The organism is Pectobacterium polaris (genome assembly GCF_002307355.1).
Lineage (GTDB): Bacteria > Pseudomonadota > Gammaproteobacteria > Enterobacterales > Enterobacteriaceae > Pectobacterium > Pectobacterium polare.
In genome coordinates this window covers 3,544,857-3,564,922 of record NZ_CP017481.1, presented here as the reverse complement: position 1 = coordinate 3,564,922, position 20,066 = coordinate 3,544,857, and the positions used below count along the sequence as shown (strand labels likewise).

Here is a 20,066-nt window from a genome sequence, read left to right as displayed (position 1 = left end):
GTTTTGGCATCATAAGGGATATTTATACAATTTATCACGTTAACAACCTTGTAACACATCATTTTTGTGAAACAGCCCAGAAAAATACTTCTGTAATAATGCTACAAAAGGCAGAGAAGACCATGATTTTCGACCAAGAAAGGCTGGCAGAACCTGTGATAACTCGGCTTTTCTGTGAAATTCATTTTATTTATGGATCATCGATCACATTTTCAGTACGTTATAAATGAGTTCGCCTACAGTGAGACGCCTCAAAAAACGTGTGGTAAGAAGATGATAAGACCCTCTTCCTACCACGTGAATGTGGGGATACAGGGTGCACTAGGTCTCGGCGAATTCGTATAACAGAATAGGGTGAGAATAATAACCTTCGTTAAAAATAAGCGAAAAGGGTATCAGCATGCGTATTGGTGTACCAAGAGAGCGGTTGGCCAATGAAGCCCGTGTAGCAGCGACGCCGAAAACGGTTGAACAGCTGCTGAAACTGGGTTTTACGGTCTCGATAGAACGTGAAGCGGGAAAACTGGCAAGTTTTGACGATGCGGCATACGAAGAAGTCGGTGCGTCGATTGTTGACAGTTCGGAAGTCTGGCAAGCCGATATCGTCCTGAAGGTGAATGCGCCGCAGGATGATGAAATCGAACTGACCCGAGCGGGCAGTACGGTTGTCAGCTTTATCTGGCCAGCGCAGAACCCAGAACTGCTGGCGAAGCTGGCTGCCCGTCAGGTGACGGCGATGGCGATGGATTCCGTGCCGCGTATTTCGCGTGCACAGTCACTGGATGCGCTCAGCTCGATGGCTAACATCGCGGGCTACCGTGCCATCGTTGAGGCCGCCCACGAATTTGGCCGCTTCTTTACCGGACAGATTACCGCTGCAGGTAAGGTTCCGCCCGCTAAGGTCATGATTATCGGTGCTGGCGTGGCTGGTTTGGCTGCGATCGGTGCCGCAGGTAGCTTAGGGGCTATCGTTCGTGCTTTTGATACCCGCCCTGAAGTAAAAGAGCAGGTTAAGAGCATGGGGGCTGAATTCCTCGAACTCGACTTTGAAGAAGAAGCAGGCAGCGGCGACGGCTATGCCAAAGTCATGTCCGAAGCCTTTATCAAAGCGGAAATGGAACTGTTTGCCGCTCAGGCAAAAGACGTCGACATTATCGTCACTACCGCACTGATCCCTGGAAAACCGGCACCGCGCCTGATCACCAAAGAAATGGTGCTGAGCATGAAGCCCGGCAGCGTGATTGTCGATTTAGCGGCGCAAACGGGCGGGAACTGCGAACTGACCGTAGCCGATCGCGTCACGGTGACGGAAAACGGCGTCAAAATTATCGGTTACACCGATTTGCCTAGCCGTCTGCCGACGCAATCTTCACAGCTTTACGGCACGAACCTGGTTAACCTGCTGAAATTACTCTGCAAAGAGAAAAATGGCGAAATCGACGTCGATTTTGACGATACCGTGATTCGTGGCGTGACCGTCATTAAAGACGGTGAAATCACCTGGCCAGCACCGCCGATTCAGGTTTCCGCACAGCCACAGCAGACAAAACCTGCTGCTGCGGTAGTGAAGGAAGCGGCTAAACCGACGTCGCCGTGGAAGAAATATGCCTTCCTCGTGATCGCTATCCTGCTGTTTGGTTGGCTGGCTGATGTTGCGCCTAAAGAGTTCTTGTCTCACTTTACCGTTTTTGCGCTGTCCTGCGTGGTGGGCTATTACGTGGTCTGGAATGTCAGCCACGCATTGCATACGCCATTGATGTCAGTCACTAACGCAATATCAGGCATTATCGTTGTCGGAGCATTGTTGCAAATCGGCCACGGCGGATGGGTGTCGTTCTTCTCATTCATTGCCGTATTGATCGCCAGCATCAATATTTTCGGTGGTTTCACCGTGACTCAGCGCATGCTGAAAATGTTCCGTAAAAACTAAGGGGTAACACATGTCTGGTGGATTAGTAACTGCTGCATACATTGTTGCCGCAATTCTCTTTATTTTCAGTTTGGCTGGGTTGTCCAAGCACGAAACGTCGCAACAAGGGAACATCTTTGGTATCAGCGGTATGGCGCTTGCGCTGATCGCGACGATTCTGGGACCGGATTCTGGCAACGTGGGTTGGATCATTGTCGCGATGGCGATCGGTGGATCAATCGGTATTTATCTGGCGCGTAAGGTTGAAATGACCGAAATGCCAGAGCTGGTCGCGGTTCTTCACAGCTTTGTGGGCTTGGCTGCGGTACTGGTTGGCTTTAACAGCTTCCTCGATCACGGTGAAATCACCGATCCGGTGATGGTCAATATCCATTTGACGGAAGTATTTCTGGGTATCTTCATCGGTGCCGTGACCTTCACTGGCTCGGTGATCGCGTTCGGTAAATTGCGTGGCAATATCTCCTCCAAGCCACTGATGCTGCCTCATCGCCATAAAATGAATCTGGCGGCGCTGGTTGTGTCCTTCCTGCTGCTGCTGGTTTTCGTCAATACAGGCAGCGTGGCGTTGCAGGTACTGGTGCTGATCCTGATGACGGCTATTGCACTGGTATTTGGCTGGCATCTGGTTGCATCGATTGGCGGCGCGGACATGCCGGTCGTCGTTTCTATGCTGAACTCCTACTCCGGTTGGGCAGCAGCAGCAGCGGGCTTCATGCTGAGCAATGACCTGCTGATCGTGACCGGTGCTCTGGTGGGTTCTTCTGGTGCGATTCTGTCTTACATCATGTGTAAAGCGATGAACCGTTCCTTTATCAGCGTGATTGCCGGTGGTTTTGGTACGGATGGCGTTTCCTCTAGCGAAAGCGAAGAGGTGGGTGAATATCGTGAGGCTTCAGCGGAAGATGTGGCTGATTTGCTCAAGAATTCGACCTCAGTCATCATCACGCCAGGATACGGTATGGCCGTCGCACAGGCGCAGTACCCTGTGCATGACATCACCGCCAAACTGCGTGCGCGTGGTATCAAGGTTCGCTTTGGTATTCACCCAGTTGCAGGGCGTTTGCCTGGTCATATGAACGTGCTGTTGGCTGAAGCAAAAGTCCCTTACGACATCGTGTTAGAAATGGATGAAATTAATGACGATTTCACCGATACCGACACCGTACTGGTCATTGGCGCGAATGACACCGTTAACCCGGCAGCACAAGAAGATCCACACAGCCCAATCGCTGGCATGCCAGTGCTGGAAGTGTGGAAAGCGCAGAATGTTATCGTGTTCAAGCGTTCTATGAATACCGGTTACGCTGGCGTACAGAACCCGCTGTTCTTTAAAGAGAACACACAGATGCTGTTTGGCGATGCCAAAGACAGCGTTGAGGCGATTCTGAAAGCGCTGTAAGCGTGATAGGAAGTTGAAAACGAAAGGGGCGAACTCGCCCCTTTTTTACATCTCAACTATAGTGATATGTGGCATCGCCAAAAATAATGCCAGCACTGAGGCTGGCATTACTTGGTGCTTAGCGTGATGACACGAGCAATCAGCTGTTATCACCGTCTTCAAGCGTAATCGGTGACACGAAATCATCGGGTTTGATCGCAAGTAAATCGCACTTCAAGTGGTCGATAACATGCTCGACGGTGTTGCCGATAAAGGCCGCGGAAAGGCCGGTTCTACCCAGCGAGCCTAACACCACGACGCCCGCCTGCAAATGCTCCGCCAGATCGGGAATCACTTCTTCCGGCAACCCTTTTTCTACGTGCGTCACGCGTTCATCCAGGCCGAATTTCTGCCGTAGCGACTTCATGGCGATAAGGTGCTGCCCTCGAATCGCATCGTTGTAGACGCTGGGATCGAAATCAGGCAGTTCAATGGCGATATTGATGGGGGTAACAGGGTAGGCACCGACCAGATGAACCTCGGTCTGGTCAACCTGCTGCGCCAGCTCCAGCGTTTCCGATACCAGTTTGATATTGAGCGGATCGTGATAAGGGTCTTCGCTAGCCAGATTGACGGCAACCAGCGCACGGCCTTCGACTGGCCAGGGCTGATCTTTCACCATCCACACGGGGCAAGGGCATTTGCGCAGTAGCTGCCAGTCGGTTGGCGTGAAGATAACCGCTTCCAGCCGATCGTGCTGATGTGCCATTTTTAACAACAGGTCATGTTGTCCGGCAATGACTTCCCGAATAATGGCTTCAAAGGGTTTATTGTGCCACACCACTTTGATTTCTATCGACACGCCAGCGTCAAGGTAGTATTTGCACTGTTCCGCAATCCACTCGGTTCGCTGTTGAATAACGCCCTGACGCATTTCCACCCGTTCATCGGGAGAAAGCAGCGTTGTCATTTCATAAGAGAAATCATAAATTGGCAGAAATGCCTTGATACGGCCGCCAAGTCGCTGAACCAGGTAAACCGCCCGACGCAGCGCTGGTTGGTCATCCTGATTTGGGTCAATAGCTACCAGTAAGTTCTGATACTTTGCCATAGCTCCTCCAAACAGCTGTTACTCCACAGCCTGTAAATCAAGAGTACCGCAATGGAATCGCTTTGGACAACAGAGATAAGCGGCAGAATAACAAAATAAGAAATATCACGAATGACGTGGAAAACAGAGGGGATAAAATTGACGTTGCCACAGTAAAAAAAGCGGCAACGTCAAATGGTTAGGCTGGAAAGATTATTTGCGTGAGGAACCGGCTAATTCGGAAAGCGCATCAATATTTTCGATCGTGATGTATTTTCCTTTTACCGCCAGCGTACCGCTTTTCTGGAAACGCCCCAGCAGACGGCTGATGGTTTCAACGGTCAGCCCCAGATAGTTACCGATATCACCACGCGTCATGGTCAGACGGAACTCACGCGGCGAGAAACCACGCTGGGCGAAACGGCGGGAGAGGTTGTAGACAAACGCCGCCAGACGCTCTTCAGCATTCTTTTTCGACAGCAGCAGAATCATATCCTGATCGCCACGGATTTCGCCGCTCATCAGGCGCATCATCTGCTGGCGCAGGTTAGGCATTTTCCCGGAGAGATCGTCCAGCGTCTCGAAAGGAATCTCGCAGACCATTGAGGTTTCCAGCGCCTGAGCGAAGCTCGGGTGTTGGGCTGTACCGATAGCATCAAAGCCCACCAAGTCACCTGCCAGATGAAAACCGGTGATCTGCTCGTCGCCTTGCTCCGTGATGGTATAGCTTTTTATCGTACCGGAGCGGATGGCGTAGAGCGATCTCAGTTCATCGCCAGCCTTAAACAGCGCCTGCCCCTTCTGGATAGGCTTCTTCCTTTCAATGATGTTGTCGAGCTGATCGAGCTCGTGTTCATTCAGGGTGAAAGGGATGCATAGCTGACTGATACTGCAATCCTGACAGTGGATTGCACAACCGCCAGACTGGATGCGTCGGATAATTCGCTTTTCCGGGATCATAGGCTTTGCTCAGGCAATAATTGATATTGGTCAATTTTAACAGCTTTTATCGGCTCTGATAAGACCGGTAATCACCGGAATAGACCAATAAATAGTGAACTAACTATAATTTTTCGATTTTGTTGGAAAATATTCCGATATATAAGTCCCGTGTGGCGATAATATTTTCGTCCATTACGTTACCGAATGGTTAACACGTTGATTAATCCGAATCACTTACGATGATAGGCAATTCGGACGGGATTTTCGTGTGTCGCGAAGCGTAAAATTATAACGGTAAACTATTCTGTTGAAGCAAATAGCGGTTTAGGTAAATAGCCTTCGTGAGTGAGCAGCCACTGCTTACGGTGAATGCCACCCGCATAGCCCGTCAGCGCACCACCCGTACCGATAACACGATGGCACGGAACCACGATGCTGACAGGGTTGGAGCCGTTTGCCATGCCGACCGCACGCGCTGCGCCGGTGCGTCCCAGTAGCGTCGCGAGCTCGCCGTACGTGGTAATTTCTCCACAAGGGATTCGACGTAATTCCTGCCAGACCTGCTGCTGAAATTCGGTCCCGACAGAAGCAACGGGAAGCGTATCAATAATCGCTAATTCACCCTCAAAATAGCGTTGCAGGCTCTCCGTCAGTCCACCGGGATTATGACGCGGCTGTAACGAAAAGGGATCATTTCGATAACTGCGATTGAGCATGCGAAATAAATCGTCTTCATACTCGCGCCACTCGACGGCACGCAAATGATTATTTTCATCCGCAATAATCAATAACTCCCCAAGCGGAGTTGCCATCGTGTCCTGAAAAAAAGTCTGCATAGTGATTCCTTACGCGCTTGTCGCTTTCTTGCTTCTCTCGTGAGTTACGTGCCGATTATCCGGCATCCTCAGGCGGATTGAAAATAAAGTTTGAATGTGGCGATCGGCATCCTGTCAGAACGAATCCCGTTGATACGCGAACACTTAAGAGAGGCAATGCACCTCCAACGTGAGGTATGAGATGCCATTCATCTAATATTGCTAATAAAATCAATTGTTAATGTGGAATGTGCTCAATTTGTATTTATGAGAGATGGAACATGCCAATCTTCATCCTACTGCCAGATAACATCATCGCATGGCAATAATATGAAGGTGAACGATGTTGGGATGTTCTATTTTTTTATGGCAAAGGCTGTACGAATAGCTATGTGTCCTACGTTATTTGGAGGAAATGCGCAGAATGAAAAAAAAATATGCCGTAGTGGGAACGGGAGGCCGCGCGGGCCTTTATCTGGAATCGATCGCCAGGGATTATCAGGATCAGGGACAGTTTGTTGCTTTTTGCGATACCAACCAGACGCGAATGAATTACGCCAATCAGATTGTCCATAAATATGGACACGATAATGTGCCGACGTACCTCGCCGAACAGTTTGAGCAGATGATCGCGGAAACCAAGCCAGATGTGGTTATTGTGACGTCTCTGGATCGGACGCATCATCACTATATTATCCGGGCAATGGAATTAGGCTGTGATGTCATCAGTGAAAAACCGATGACGATTGATGAAGAAAAATGTCAGGCAATTATCGATGCGATTGACCGTACTGGCCGTAAATTACGCGTGACCTTTAATTACCGCTATGCCCCGCATCACAGCAAAGTCCGTGAATTAATTGCTGTTGGCGTGATTGGCGAAGTCTATTCCGTTCACTTTGAGTGGCTGCTGAATACCGAACACGGTGCGGATTATTTCCGTCGCTGGCACCGTGACAAACGCAATAGCGGCGGGCTGTTGGTACACAAATCCACGCACCATTTTGATCTGGTGAATTTCTGGCTGAATAGCGAACCGGAAACGGTCTATGCGCAGGGCGATTTACGTTTTTACGGTAAAGCGAATGCTGAAGCGCGCGGTGTCACAGAATTTTATTCCCGGTCACATAATAGCGCGGCGGCAGAAAACGATCCGTTTGCGCTGCATATGAATAAAAGCGAACAGCTGACCGCCTTATATTTGGACGCCGAACATGAAGATGGCTATTACCGCGATAAAAGCGTGTTCGATGACGGTATTAATATTGAAGATGTGTTAGGTGTGATGGTGCGCTATAAGAGCAAAGCCATCATGACGTACTCATTAAACGCCTATTTACCCTGGGAAGGGCTGAACGTGGTGTTTAATGGCAGCAAGGGCCGGTTAGAAATGAAACTGGTAGAAAAATCTTATGTAAACGGAGGCGGACAAAAAGAGGATGAAGGTGCGCTGAATGAATGTGAAATAAAGATCTATCCGATGTTTGACGAGCCTTATGTCGTACCGGTTGAATTTAAAGCGGGCGGACACGGCGGCGGCGATCAGGTCATGTTAAACGATCTGTTTGGTACACCGGAACCTGATCCATTACATCGCGCAGCAGATTATCGTGATGGGGCAATGTCTATTTTAACTGGCATCGCTGCCAATCGATCATTACGCACCGAACTGCCAGTGAAAATAAGCGAACTGGCCGTTAACCTGAAAAGAGGGAATTAATCAGACTACCTGCCATTTCAGGCAGCAAACGCTTCCGCATCCGTAGTACCTGTCTGTCCGCATACCGGCAGGCAGGTGGAAACCTCCGAATACTATTATAAGGGTTTTATTATGGCGAAAACACGGAACAAATTATCTCACCTACTCCTGCTCTGTGCTGCGCTTCCCGTGGGCGCGGCATTTTCTCACTCTGCTGACGCCGCCGAGATCCGTATCTCCTGGTGGGGTGGCAATCAGCGGCATGAGGCGACGCTCGCTGCTATTAATGCGTTCCAAAAAGCCAATCCGACGATTACCGTCAAAGCCGAATATGCTGGCTGGGACGGCTATCTCTCCCGCTTATCAACCCAGATGGCGGGTGGACAAGAACCTGATGTCATGCGTATTGACTGGAACTGGCTGCCGCAATTTTCACGCAATGGCGACGGCTTTTATGATTTGAATAAGCAAAAAGATATTTTGGGGTTGGGAGATTTTTCGCCTAACGCCCTGAAAACGGCGGACGTAAAAGGGAAACTACAAGGTCTCCCGATTTCGATGACATCCCGCAGCATGATTTACAACAAAACCACCTGGGATAAAGCAGGCGTCGCCTATCCGCAAACCTGGGATGAGCTGTTTGCCGCCGGTCCGGTGTTTAAACAAAAACTGGGCGACAATTATTACCCGCTTGGCGTTGCTCAAGGTTCAAGCGATGTGCTGGATATTCTGACGCTCGGCCGTAGTTACATGGCACAGAAATACGGCATTGATATGATCGATGAGAAAAAGCAGAGCATTGCCTATAGCCGCGATCAGGTACGGGAACTCTTCGGCTTTTATAAAAAGCTGGTTGATTCCCATGTGATACCCGATCAGCGCTATTTCTCCTCGTTCGGTCGCACCAACGTCTATGAAATTCGCCCCTGGATTAACGGTGAATTAGCCGGGATGTATTTATGGGATTCAGCCATCTATACCTATTCCAGCAATATGCCGAAGGATGCGGTGCTGGAAACCGGGCCGTTCCTCACCATGCCCAATGCCAAAGATTCGGGGCTGACCACCAAACCGTCTTCGCTGTTCGCCATCAGCAAGAACAGTAAGCATCCTAAAGAGGCAGCAATGCTGATGAGTTTCATGCTGAGTAACCCGGAAGGTGTGAAGGCATTAGGATTGCAAAACGGGATGCCTGCTAACCCGAAAGCGCAAAAACTGCTGGAAGATATCGGCGTGATCAACCCCGGTAATCTGTTAGCGAATGCCTATCGGGCGGCAGCGGAGCAACCTGCGTCTAAGGTGCCCGTTTCACCGTTTATGGAAAATCAGGAGCTGGTTCAACTGTGGACAAGCAGTCTACAAAAACTGGATTACGGTAACGGAGAAGTGAATAAGGTTGCTGATGATTTCCTGAACGGCGCTAACCGTATATTAAAACGTGCTATCCGCTAACTACCGCTGTTAATGTGCGATGCCATGTCAAAAACGATATGGCATCGCATTTCTCGAACGCTACGCTTTACTTGATCACACCACACGCCATTCTGGCGCCGCCACCGCCCAGTTTTGCTGGCATGTCAGCGTAGTTATCTCCGCCGGCGTGAACCATCAACGCATGATTTTTTACTTCAGACAGCGATTTTATCCGAGGAGCCAGAATCGGATAGGTTGATGTGCCATCGGCATTCACGACCAGACCGGGGAGGTCGCCCAAATGCCCCTGATCGTTATAAGGCCCAAGGTGTTTACCGGTTTTTTTCGGATCGAGGTGGCCGCCTGCTGCCAGAGCGGGAACCGACTTACCGTCTTGCTCGGCAGGCTCACAACTGGCATTTTCATGCACATGGAACCCGTGAATCCCCGCTTCCAATCCCTTCAGATTCGGAGTGAAGAGCAGGCCGTACGGCGTTTCCGTAATGGATATCTCCCCGATGCTGTTTCCCGCTCCCGTTGGAAGCGCTTCATTCAGCGTCACCGTGGTATCTGCCGCGAAGGTGGAACAGGAAAAGAACACGCCTGTCAGGATAAGTGCCTTCAGTTTCATTGTCTTTTGCCTCTTAGGGGTTGAGTGTAAAGGATCGAAAGCCATGCTTTTTGCTCATGGCCTTTCTGCGGTGAGCTGTACCGTGCTGATGGTGCGTGCGCGAAAGCCCGCTTCGCAATAGCACAGGTAAAACACCCACAGACGTTGGAACGGTTCATCAAAGCCCTGAGCACTCAACATATGCCACTGCTGATAAAAGCGCTGCCGCCATTCGCTGAGGGTACGGGCATAGTCCTGACCGATATCGAACAGGTCGCGGGTGATAAAATCGGTATGCCGCGTCATGGTGGTGGTCATCGCGGTAATCGAGGGCAGAAAACCGCCGGGGAAAATATAGCGTTGGATAAAATCGACATTGCGGCTGTAGTGGCTGTAGCGCTGGTCAGCAATCGTGATTGCCTGAAGCACCATGCGACCTTGTGGACGCAGCAGTTGCTGGCAGCGCTTGAAGAAGGTGGGCAAATACGCTTTTCCGACCGCTTCGATCATTTCGACCGACACCAACTTGTCATACTGACCGGTCAACGAGCGGTAATCCTGTAACAGCACCGTCACTTTATGGCTCAGACCGGCTTGCTGAATGCGCTCAACCGCGTAGTCATACTGCTGTTGCGACAGTGTAGTCGTGGTGACATGACAGCCATATTCACGTGCGGCCAGCTCGGCTAATCCTCCCCAGCCGGTGCCAATTTCCAGTAAATGATCCGTTTCACAGAGTGCCAACTGTTCGCAGAGGCGACGCAGCTTGGCGCGCTGTGCGTCTTCCAGCGTCATCTCGGGTTGCTGATACCAGGCGCTGGAGTAGAGCATCTCGCTATCGAGAAAGCTGCGGTAAAAATGGTTGCCCAGATCGTAATGGGCGGCAATATTTTTCTGCGCCTGCTGCGGACGATTACGGCGGCACCAGTGGATGAAACGATGAAATGGCCCCGTCAGCCAGCCAAAGCGCGTTTCAAGCGTATCGACTAGCGCCTGATTCTGCGCCAAAAGCTGGAGAACGAGCGTGAGGTTGGTTGAGCTCCAGTCGCCATCGATATAGCTTTCACCCGCAGCGATACTTCCACCTAGCAAGACGCGGCGATAAACACGGGGGTTATGTATCGTGATATCGCCTTGCAGTGCCGCGTGCCGATCGCCGAATAACGTTTCGTTGCCTTCTGGTTCGCGAAGGCGCAACCCTCCGCCTTCTATCCGACTAAGCAGAAGAAAGACCACTTTTTTGGCCCGAGTATAGCGAGCGGTATTGCTCGGGTGACGCACCAACTGTGTTTCCGTTGAACTCATGAGTTGTCCTTCTTTCCAGACTGCGGATGAGGATAAACGGGCGAGCGTTTAATCCACAGTTTCAAAGCCTGCCAATATATGGTGCAGGCGGTTTTCATCGTCATTAACGGCAGAGACCAAAGCTGAGCGCGCAGGGCGGCACGAGTGAGCGGCTGACGATGCAGCACCAGCGTCGCGTCAAACTCGCGTCCTTGCCTGTGGTTCTCGATGTGGATCCGCAGACGCGCGTCGGGTGGCGTGAGCCGCCAGTGATACACCATGTCCATCGGGTTAAAAGGCGACACATGAAACGCTTTGGAAATCGGCGTAGAACCATCGGGGACGACGGCATAAGTATGACGTTCGTTCCAGGGGGTATTACGCACTTCCGCCAATAACCAGCGTAGTTCGTTATGCTCATCGTACAAATAATAGAAATTGACCGGGTTAAAATAGCAGCCCAGATAGCGTAGCTGACACAGCAGTAGCACTTTCCCCGTGAGGCGTTCCCCAGTTAGTTCCTCAATTCGATCCTGTGCTTTGGTTTTGATATCGCCACCGCCGAGATAATCGCCACGACAAAATGACGCAGGGGAAAAGCGCTCCAGCGCAATGCCGACATGCGGCAAGGCGGGAATCTCATCTAAATCGATTAACGCCATGAATAACGCATAGTCGAAACGATGCGTGACGGGCGTGAAACGTCGATGACGAACCTTGCCAACATACAAGGCGCTATTCATCTTGCACACTCTGATGGAGGAGGTTGACGACATCCAGCGCGCTTTTGACGCCATCTTCATGAAAACCGTTGTACCAATAGGCACCACAAAACCAGCTGCGGTTGTGCCCATTAATACGTTCACGCTGCTGCTGGTACTCTGTCGTCTGTTGAGTAAATACCGGGTGATGATAAATCGCGTGGTGCAGTATTGTATTCGGGTCGATATCCTGCTGAGGGTTCAGCGAGACACAAAAGGTGGTGGATGAACGAATACCTTGCAGGATGTTCATGTTATAGGTCACAGAGGCACGCGCGCGGCTAAACGCCTGATCGACCGGCAAACGGTAATTCCAGCTTGCCCACGCTCGCCGACTATGAGGCAGAAGCCGGGTATCGGTATGCAGGATCACGTGGTTCGGCTGATAGTGCATGCCGCCGAGGATTCGCAGCTCATCGGGCGTACTCGTTGCCAGCAGCGCCAACGCCTGATCGGAATGGCAGGCGAAAATCACCTGATCGAACCGATATGTCTGATCGGCGGTACATACCGTAACACCCGCGTCATCGCGTATGACCTGACTGACGGGCGTCTGGAGGTGGATCGTCGCTCGATCGCGGATACGTTCTGCGAGTCGCCGCACATACTCCCGTGAACCACCGGGCACGACCATCCACTGTGGACGATTGACCAAATCCAGTAACCCGTGATGGTTGAAGAAGGTCAGGAAAAGCGACAGAGGAAAATGCCGCATATCCTCAAGCGACGACGACCAGATAGCCGCGCCCATCGGCAAAAGATAGTGCTGGGCAAAGAACGGCGAAAATTTTTCCTGCTGCAACAAATGGCTTAGCGTCAGACCTTGATAATCACCGCTGGCAAGATACCGCTTGCAGACGCGGTTAAAGCGCACAATCTCCGCAACGAAACGATAGAAACTGGGGCGGAGCAGGTTGCCGCGCTGGGCGAACAGCGTGTTTAACGTATGGCCGTTATATTCCAGGCCCGAAACCGGATTACTGACCGAGAAGCTCATTTCAGTGGGCTGTCCGGTTAATCCCAACTCATCCAGTAGCGCAATAAAATGGGGATAGGTCCGCTCGTTGTAGACAATAAATCCCGTATCGATGGGGTAGGTCGTGCCATCCTGAACCACATCGACCGTTGCCGTGTGGCCACCCAGATAATCGTTCGCCTCAAACACCGACACCTGAAAGCGATCGGATAATCTGAGTGCGCAGGTTAAGCCAGAAATACCGCTACCAATAATGGCAATCTTCATACTGTTTACCTTACTAACCGGCTGGCGAGCAGACGTTGCCATGACTGTGGGAGGATAGAAATCGCTTTGAGCAACAGCGCAAAGCGCAGAGGGAAAGCGATCTCACGTTTTTTCTTTGCCAGACCACGGCGAATAGCTTCTGAGGCTTGTGACACGGAAATCAGCATCGGCATCGGGAAGTCATTACGTGCGGTCAATGGAGTATCGACAAAACCGGGCAGGATCAGCGACACGGTGATATTGCGAGCCTGCAAATCCAGTGACAGGCTGCGGGCGAAGTAGGCCAGCGCGGCCTTTGACGCGCCATAGGCTTCCGCTCTCGGCAGCGCAACGAGGCTGGCAGTTGAACCCACCAGCGCCAGATGGCTTCCGTTGGCAAGCTGTGGCAATAACACCGACAGGCAATTCACCGGGCCGATCACGTTGGTTGTCAGCACCCGACTGACTTTTTCCGCTTCAACGACGCCGTTATCCAGATACTCACAGGTTCCCGCACTGAGAATCACCAGATCGACCGTGACGCCGTCCAACGTCTGCTGCGTATCTGCCAGGTTCGTCATATCAAAGGCTATCGTGCGAATGGTTGGGAAGGCGGCAGTTAATGCATTAAGTCGTTGTTCATCGCGCCCGCAGGCGAGGACGTCCCAGCCGTCTCTGGCATAATCCAGCGCTAACTGCTGGCCGATCCCAGAACTCGCCCCGGTAATCAACACGCGGTTCATGTCTGAAGTCTCGACTTCAGGTGGCTGATGAGCGAGCCAAGCAGGGGAACATGCTGATAAAGCATCGCGCCCATGTCGTAATAATCACGGTGATAGATAACTTTGTTGTCGGCGAAGAGCAGGTGGCTACAGCCTGCTAACGTCAGCGGTGCGTTACTCTTTAACGACGGATGCGCATAGTGCATCGTCCAGAACATCGTCGCACCGCCGCGGAAGGTATGGACATCAGCGATCTCGAACTGACAGTAGCTCAGATTGTCGAGTGAATGAGAAAAGTAGCGATGCAAAGCACTCAACCCATGATGGCTGGAAACAGGGTCGATAAAGTGGATATCCTGATGATAGATACCACCCAACTCCGTTAATCTCTCGGCTGTCAGCTCTCGATAAAATGCCCTTATTTTCAGCAGAATAGGTTCATACTCGCCATTTTCTACCGAGATGCCGTCTTCCTCGCGCGCTTTTTCTATCGTCATAACCACTCCTGTTAAGGTCACCCATTCCCACGCGGTGGAAATGGCCAACAGATAGAGGAACATCAACGCTTATTAATTGAAAGATATCAACTTAGGTATAGATTGAATCCACCGTTCGTCAATAAGATTTTTCAGAACGATAAGGAGGTGATAAATACAGATGGAAGGAAAATATGGCAGAAAAAAGGAAACATGGCGCAAAGTGTAGTGACAACGTCACGCCATGTTTCCTAGGTCGACAGCCATAGGCCGGATGTTATTTCTCGGCAGGCTTAATCAACGTCAGAATCGTGCCCAACTGCTCACGCTGTTCATCGCTGACTTCGCGTGCAGCGGAATAGCCCGCATTCTGAATAATCATCTCATTCAGACCCACCAGCCAGTCATAGATATAAAACGCCGTATTGTTGGTAGGCGTCAGCGACAGTTTGGTTAAGCGCTGTGAAGCACCAAAGCTGACCGCCTGTTTTTCGGGTTTAGCGAAAATTTTATGACCACGATTGATACGGCTGGCAGGGCGCAAGGATTCATCAAGCTGCTGGAAGCCGAGCCAGGCAACGAAGTCGCCGAGAATAGTCAGCACGCGTGAAACCTGACGGTCTGCCTTATTCTCGCGGTTGATGCCCAACTGCTCGCCGTCGACCAGCATATCTACCAACGCTTCTTCGATCCGCAAACGGATGCTGCCGGTAATCAATTCTTCAACCAGCATTTCGATCGTCGCTTTCGGCACGTTCAGCAAATCGAGAAGCGGGGCATTTTCCGGCAGGCCACGCAGATAGTTAATCCAGTAACGATAAACGCCGTGCGCGTAGTCCGCCTCATAGCTGTGGTCGATCGTCAAAATAGGCGGTGCAGGCTGATCGATAGCGATCGGTTCATCGGCAAACAGATCGATTTCGATCCCAACACCAAACGGATCGCTATGAGCGGACGGGGCGGAGAGGTCTTCGGCATCCGCGTGGAAACCGCCATAGCTTGCCCCTTTCTGTTGCAGATACAGACGGCGCAGCTCATCACGCGAAGGCAGCAGCCGTTCCAGTAGTTCACCGTGCACGCCGGTGCGAGTCTGGAGCGATTTGAGCAAGGTCTCTGCGATACGCTGTTTTTCCGCCGGATCGTCAACATCAACGGGCAGATACCAGTTGCCCAGCAGGTTATCGCTGAGTTCACGTTGAATCTCGCTAAGCTGTTCGCTGATGCGCCCCAGTTTTACATCCCGGTGGACTTCCGCGCCCAGCCACGTTGCCATCCGCGCTACGCCGCGTTTATCCATCGCCAGCATCGTTCCCCAGGCGTCGCCCGGATTACCCACATAGCGTTGTACCGCGGCATCATAGTTTTGCCCGTGCGTAATACGGCGATCGTGACGGGTGACCGCCCAAATCAGCCCCGGTTTACGATGGCTACGAACCTGTGCGTTTTCGCCTTGAGTCTGTTTAACCCAGTGATCCAGCGCCTTACCGACGACTTTAACGTCGGCGCGGTTGCCTGCGGCGCTGCATACCATCAGTACGTTCATTTCCTGATTGTCGGTATAGCGCTCCAGCAGATAGGCGCGTTTCGCCCGCAATAGCGTGTGCGCCAGTGGATGCTGTGTGCTTTGCTGTTTTGCTGGTGGCTCGTTCCGCGTCTCGCGGATCTCACCAAAGCCGGGGAAGTCCAGCACATCAACCTGCTCGAACAGCGCTTCTTTAGGCGGCAAATGCAGAGGGATAAGCAGCTCCGCCGTCAGCATCGTTAACTCAGCCAGCGAAAGCTCCGTCGTTTTCCCTGCACGGCCATTCTGAACCGGCCGCACCAGCACGCCGGGATCGTCGGCACTGTGCAAGCGTTCCAGCGCCGAACCGTCGATCAGACCGTCTGCCGGATTTAATTCATCATCCACCAGTATCCGCAGCGGTGCTAACAGCTTGCGCGTACCGGACAGGTGTTGCAGCGTGTGGCTGAAATGACGATATGCAGTGGTCAGCGAATTCAGCTCGCCCCACAGTACGGAGAATAGCTGAGCGCGATCGTCAACGGTGAGATAAGGCGCTAATTCAATCGCAACCGGCCAGAAGTGGGCTTCCAGCTGTTTTTGCCGTTTGACATCGTGACGCGCGAGATAGTCCCAGAGTTCGACGACTTCATCGCGGCTCATCCCTTCAACGGGTTCTGGCTGACGGTGCATCAACAGCGTTTTAATGTGTTCGGCAATATGGCGCTCGTCCAGCTCTTCAAACGCGGTCTCTTGATTGAGATCGTTTAAGAACGCGTTGGCCATGATCTTGCCTATATCCAGTTCGCTGAGCAGTTGCAGTTGAACGGGAAACGATTTGTTCTTCACGCCCGACTGTCGGCTAAAGCGCGTAACTAGCGCGGTTGCGCGATCGGACGGATTAATGTGATCGATAAAATCCAGCTGTTGCCCTTCAAAAGCGGTTTCCAGCTTGCCGTTTTCGCCCCCGGCCAGCGACGTGATCAGGTAGGATTTCCCTGCCTGAGACAGGCCAAAAAAGCCGATGGCGATGTCTTTCTGCGCCACATCGGACAGATGCTGTGCTTTATTGTAATTACGACGCAGTTTGACGATCAGACGGTCAGCTTCGATATCCAGACGCGGGGCGTTTTGGCGTGTGCTGTCAACCCAGTCGATGGCCTGTTCAACACCTTGCGCGACGGCCTGTAGCTGGCCGTGAAGTCGGGTAGAGAGCTGTTTGGGCGTTAATCGTTTCATTTTTTAAATACACTCCCACTATCGATCCAATAATGGGTCGCACCTGAGCCGTTAGCGGATAATGTGTTCAATTTGAGTCGTAAATGATGTGGTGGAACGCGAGTGCCGTCTTCCAGTACCGCATCGGCAATCTCAAAGCGCTCAGGGCTGTCTTGATCGTCGCTTTTCGTCACGGCCAGTCGGACACGCAGCTTACTGTCACCGACGACTTTACGCGCTAAATCCTGATCGACAATTGAGAGCATGTAGAGCGAGGATGCAGGCCAGCGTTCGTTGTCCAACTGGCGGAAGCCGAGGCAGAGTGAGCCACGCACCTGGAAGCTGAGTTTCGGGTCAAGCTCGAAATCCGGCGCATCCAGATCGATATCGCTGTAGTAAACGTTATCCAGCGTCAGCGCGTTGCTGCTGTCCATCATGCCGAGGTAGCGCACTGTAGAATAAGGCTGGAAATCACCGACCTTAAAGTAAAAGCCCGGCAGGCGCAGATCGAGCGCCAGCAGGCACAGCATCGCGCCGACAGCGGCAGTAGATTTCGGGTTATCGATGCGCCCACGTTTGTTAAACGGATACCAGTCATTGGTATGATAGCCATCCAGCGACAGCATCCGGTTAATCGGCAGCGGTTGCAGGTGGCGGAATAGCGCCTGAATCCCTGGGAAGCGCGAAGGGCGACCCGTAAGCAGCAGCACATCGCACGAATATAGCGATACTACTTCAGACATCAGGCGCAGATTCTGCGTGATGTTCATTTTGTTAGACAGGAATTCGCCGTGCAGTTTGTTCAGTTTAAGAATCAGCGGCACCTGCAAAATATCGAAGACCTTGTCGCTGACTGGCAGCTCGCGCTGCACTTCCGTATTGATGTATTCCAGCACTTTTTCCGTTGGTGCCTGTTCCAGCAATTCGCCGAAGGTGGATTCGATCTCGGCGCTGGTATCCAGCGGGTCAAAGCGCTCATAGGCTTCTAAAATCGCGCGACCAATCGGAATGAAGACCTGCAACGTTACCTGCTGACGCAGCGTGAGCTGTGCGTCCATACGGCCTTCATTGCCGAACAGCTTCGCCATCAGTGCATCCGGGCTGGCCATTCCGGCGGTTTTCAGCGCAGCCTGTAGCGCAGGGAGAATATAAAGCTGAATTACATCCAGCAGGATATCGTCGCCAGCGACCTTAAAGCCTTCGCGGAACAGCAGGCGGGGAATGATTTTAACGTTGTTGCCGACGCCGTCATCAAGCAGATATTGCGTAATGGCGAGGTCGGTGGTGCCGCCGCCGATGTCGATTGAGGCAATGCGCAGCGTTTTGCCCGCGGGTTCACCTTCATCGAGTTCTTTATCGGGGCGTGCCATGCTGGCGAAGAAATCTTCCGCACGGCCGCCAAAGTTCACCTGTGCTTCGTTATACAGGTAAACCATCTGTCCGCATGTAGCTTCATCCCATTCGATTTGTACGTCAGGCACCGGAACCCGGCTCAACTGCTTATCGGCTGGTGTGGTGAAATCCTCATCCATCGGATGCCAGTCCATCGCTTTCCAGACCAGCGCGATCGCTTCATGCATGCGGCGGCGGAAAATTTCACGCTCGGGTTTCGGCATCGCGGAAGGCAACGTCAGAATGATATTTCGCAACTGACGCGGCGCACTGCTGTGGATCATCTTCAACCGCTGAGCGGCGCTGTTCATCTGCATCAGCGCTTGGGCCAGCAGTTCGGAGAGCATGAATGTCATGATCGAACTGCGGCTGTAGTGCGGTGAAAACACCGGTAAGCGCTCTTCCAGCGGTTGGTTATAGAGCGGCTGGCCTTCATCATTCAGCATGATGGTCAGCGGCATGGCTGTCGCTAACGGTTCGGTCTGCGAATGTGCGTCGGTCTGGCTGAAACGCCAGCCTGGCGCATAGCTTTCTTCGTCCCACAGATAGCGACGTGGGCTGGAAATGCCGCTCGATCCTTCCGTTCCCTGACGCAGCAGCGCCATGTGGCTGGCTTCGCGTCCGACGCGGGTGATTGACGGCCAGATGAACGCGTCATCACGACCGCTTTCCACGGAGAAGTTGTCTTTACCGAATTTCGCCTGCGAGAACTCGACGCGGCTCTCAAACAGTTCGTTGTACAGATAATGTGGCTCACTCAGATCGCGCAATTGCAGTTCATAGGTCTGCTTCAGGCCGTTGCTTTCGTCCGCATGGTCCTCAACCAGAATGCCGCAGGTGTGCGAGTTGCCGACATCCAAAATCAGGTCAACGTTGACTGCGGGTTCCTGCAGCGTGCTGGTATTGATGCGAATTTCTGGTATTTCGAGTTGGTTGCCCAGCATATCCAACACATTCAGGTAATGTGCCTGATACTCAAAGCCCCTGAGCGCCACTTTCACATCATGGCTGTCACGGTTTTCCTGTTTTTTGACCTGTTGGGCAAAAACTTCGCGCAGCCAACCATCAACCCAGGTTTCATCAAGGAATTCACCCAACTCATCGCTGTGGTAAGCCAGTGCGAAATTCCCGCCAGTTTTGATGTCATTGGCATTAGGTGCCAGCGACTCGTATTCGTGGCCTTCTGGGTAGGTTTTGGTATCGAACGCCAGACAAATGCGGTGCGTATTGCCGTCCTGATCGGGTTTATCCAACGCAAGAATCTGCATCCGCGCCCAGTTATCTGGCCCACCCATGAAGGTGCGCGGCGGGTTAAAGCGGAAGAAGGGCAGCGGCAGCCAAATGTTCTCTAGCAGCTTCAGCGATTGCTCAAGCGAAATACTCAACTCAGGCTTCACGACTTCCGGCGGCATCCCAGTGGCAGAAGGCAGCAGAAATTTGTCCGACTGCTCATCGTACAGCAGGTGCAGCAAGGGGCCGTTAGCACTTTTACGCACATAGCGGTTAGGTTGTTCAGCCGAAAATTGCGGCTTTAAAGCAAAATCCAGAAACTGAATTCCGCTGTCCTGAATCAACGTAATGCGTTGTTTATAATCGGTAATCGTCGCCAGCAT

The 20,066-nt window shown here is 52.1% G+C and carries 15 protein-coding genes; 4 read left to right on the top strand and 11 right to left on the bottom strand.

The annotated features are described in order from the left end of the window. Nucleotides 1-400: 400 nt before the first annotated feature. The gene (pntA, locus tag BJJ97_RS16090; RefSeq protein ID WP_095994584.1) at nt 401-1,930 is read left to right on the top strand and encodes a Re/Si-specific NAD(P)(+) transhydrogenase subunit alpha; all 1,530 of its coding nucleotides are present in this window, start codon (nt 401-403) and stop codon (nt 1,928-1,930) included. A 10-nt stretch (nt 1,931-1,940) separates the two neighbouring features. Beyond that, nucleotides 1,941-3,329: a Re/Si-specific NAD(P)(+) transhydrogenase subunit beta gene (pntB, locus tag BJJ97_RS16085; protein WP_095994583.1), complete on the top strand. Its 1,389-nt coding sequence runs from the start codon at nt 1,941-1,943 to the stop codon at nt 3,327-3,329. 139 nt (nt 3,330-3,468) lie between these two features. Here the strand turns inward: pntB and uspE are convergent, their stop codons facing one another. The 3 genes from uspE to ogt all read right to left on the bottom strand — a co-directional run bounded on the left by uspE (nt 3,469) and on the right by ogt (nt 6,176). Next, the gene (gene uspE / locus BJJ97_RS16080; protein WP_095994582.1) at nt 3,469-4,419 is read right to left on the bottom strand and encodes a universal stress protein UspE; all 951 of its coding nucleotides are present in this window, start codon (nt 4,417-4,419) and stop codon (nt 3,469-3,471) included. 192 nt (nt 4,420-4,611) lie between these two features. Next, on the bottom strand, nt 4,612-5,358 hold the full coding sequence (gene fnr / locus BJJ97_RS16075) for a fumarate/nitrate reduction transcriptional regulator Fnr (protein ID WP_005968491.1): 747 nt from the start codon (nt 5,356-5,358) through the stop codon (nt 4,612-4,614). 281 nt (nt 5,359-5,639) lie between these two features. Further along, nucleotides 5,640-6,176, bottom strand: a complete 537-nt coding sequence (gene ogt, locus BJJ97_RS16070) for a methylated-DNA--[protein]-cysteine S-methyltransferase (protein WP_095994581.1) — start codon at nt 6,174-6,176, stop codon at nt 5,640-5,642. 403 nt (nt 6,177-6,579) lie between these two features. Here ogt and BJJ97_RS16065 point away from each other — a divergent pair, with 403 nt between their 5' ends. Both BJJ97_RS16065 and BJJ97_RS16060 read left to right on the top strand, forming a co-directional pair. Continuing rightward, nucleotides 6,580-7,875 carry a Gfo/Idh/MocA family oxidoreductase gene (locus BJJ97_RS16065; RefSeq protein WP_095994580.1) on the top strand — a complete coding sequence of 432 codons (1,296 nt, stop codon included), beginning with the start codon at nt 6,580-6,582 and terminating at the stop codon, nt 7,873-7,875. Nucleotides 7,876-7,986: 111 nt separating this feature from the next. Beyond that, the gene (locus BJJ97_RS16060) at nt 7,987-9,306 is read left to right on the top strand and encodes an ABC transporter substrate-binding protein (RefSeq protein ID WP_095994579.1); all 1,320 of its coding nucleotides are present in this window, start codon (nt 7,987-7,989) and stop codon (nt 9,304-9,306) included. 67 nt (nt 9,307-9,373) lie between these two features. Here the strand turns inward: BJJ97_RS16060 and sodC are convergent, their stop codons facing one another. The 8 genes from sodC to BJJ97_RS16020 all read right to left on the bottom strand — a co-directional run bounded on the left by sodC (nt 9,374) and on the right by BJJ97_RS16020 (nt 20,066). Further along, complete coding sequence (gene sodC / locus BJJ97_RS16055; RefSeq protein WP_095699502.1) at nt 9,374-9,898, bottom strand: superoxide dismutase family protein; 525 nt, start codon at nt 9,896-9,898, stop codon at nt 9,374-9,376. Between the two features lie 54 nt (nt 9,899-9,952). Further along, entirely contained in the window at nt 9,953-11,182 is a 1,230-nt protein-coding gene (locus BJJ97_RS16050) for an SAM-dependent methyltransferase (RefSeq protein WP_095994578.1), read from the bottom strand. After that, a complete protein-coding gene (locus tag BJJ97_RS16045; RefSeq protein WP_095994577.1) occupies nt 11,179-11,904 on the bottom strand; it encodes a DUF1365 domain-containing protein in 726 nt (241 codons plus the stop codon). Before BJJ97_RS16045 ends, BJJ97_RS16050 begins: the two co-directional genes overlap by 4 nt. Next, a complete protein-coding gene (locus tag BJJ97_RS16040; protein ID WP_095994576.1) occupies nt 11,897-13,165 on the bottom strand; it encodes an NAD(P)/FAD-dependent oxidoreductase in 1,269 nt (422 codons plus the stop codon). The genes BJJ97_RS16045 and BJJ97_RS16040 overlap by 8 nt, the downstream gene beginning before the upstream one ends. Before the next feature lie 5 nt (nt 13,166-13,170). Then, on the bottom strand, nt 13,171-13,887 hold the full coding sequence (locus BJJ97_RS16035; RefSeq protein WP_095994575.1) for an SDR family NAD(P)-dependent oxidoreductase: 717 nt from the start codon (nt 13,885-13,887) through the stop codon (nt 13,171-13,173). Continuing rightward, nucleotides 13,884-14,363: a nuclear transport factor 2 family protein gene (locus BJJ97_RS16030; protein ID WP_095994574.1), complete on the bottom strand. Its 480-nt coding sequence runs from the start codon at nt 14,361-14,363 to the stop codon at nt 13,884-13,886. Before BJJ97_RS16030 ends, BJJ97_RS16035 begins: the two co-directional genes overlap by 4 nt. 256 nt (nt 14,364-14,619) lie before the next feature. Beyond that, the gene (locus tag BJJ97_RS16025; RefSeq protein WP_095994573.1) at nt 14,620-17,082 is read right to left on the bottom strand and encodes a putative virulence factor; all 2,463 of its coding nucleotides are present in this window, start codon (nt 17,080-17,082) and stop codon (nt 14,620-14,622) included. After that, nucleotides 17,079-20,066 (bottom strand): virulence factor SrfB, encoded by a 2,988-nt coding sequence (locus tag BJJ97_RS16020; RefSeq protein ID WP_095994572.1) that lies wholly within the window; start codon nt 20,064-20,066, stop codon nt 17,079-17,081. Before BJJ97_RS16020 ends, BJJ97_RS16025 begins: the two co-directional genes overlap by 4 nt.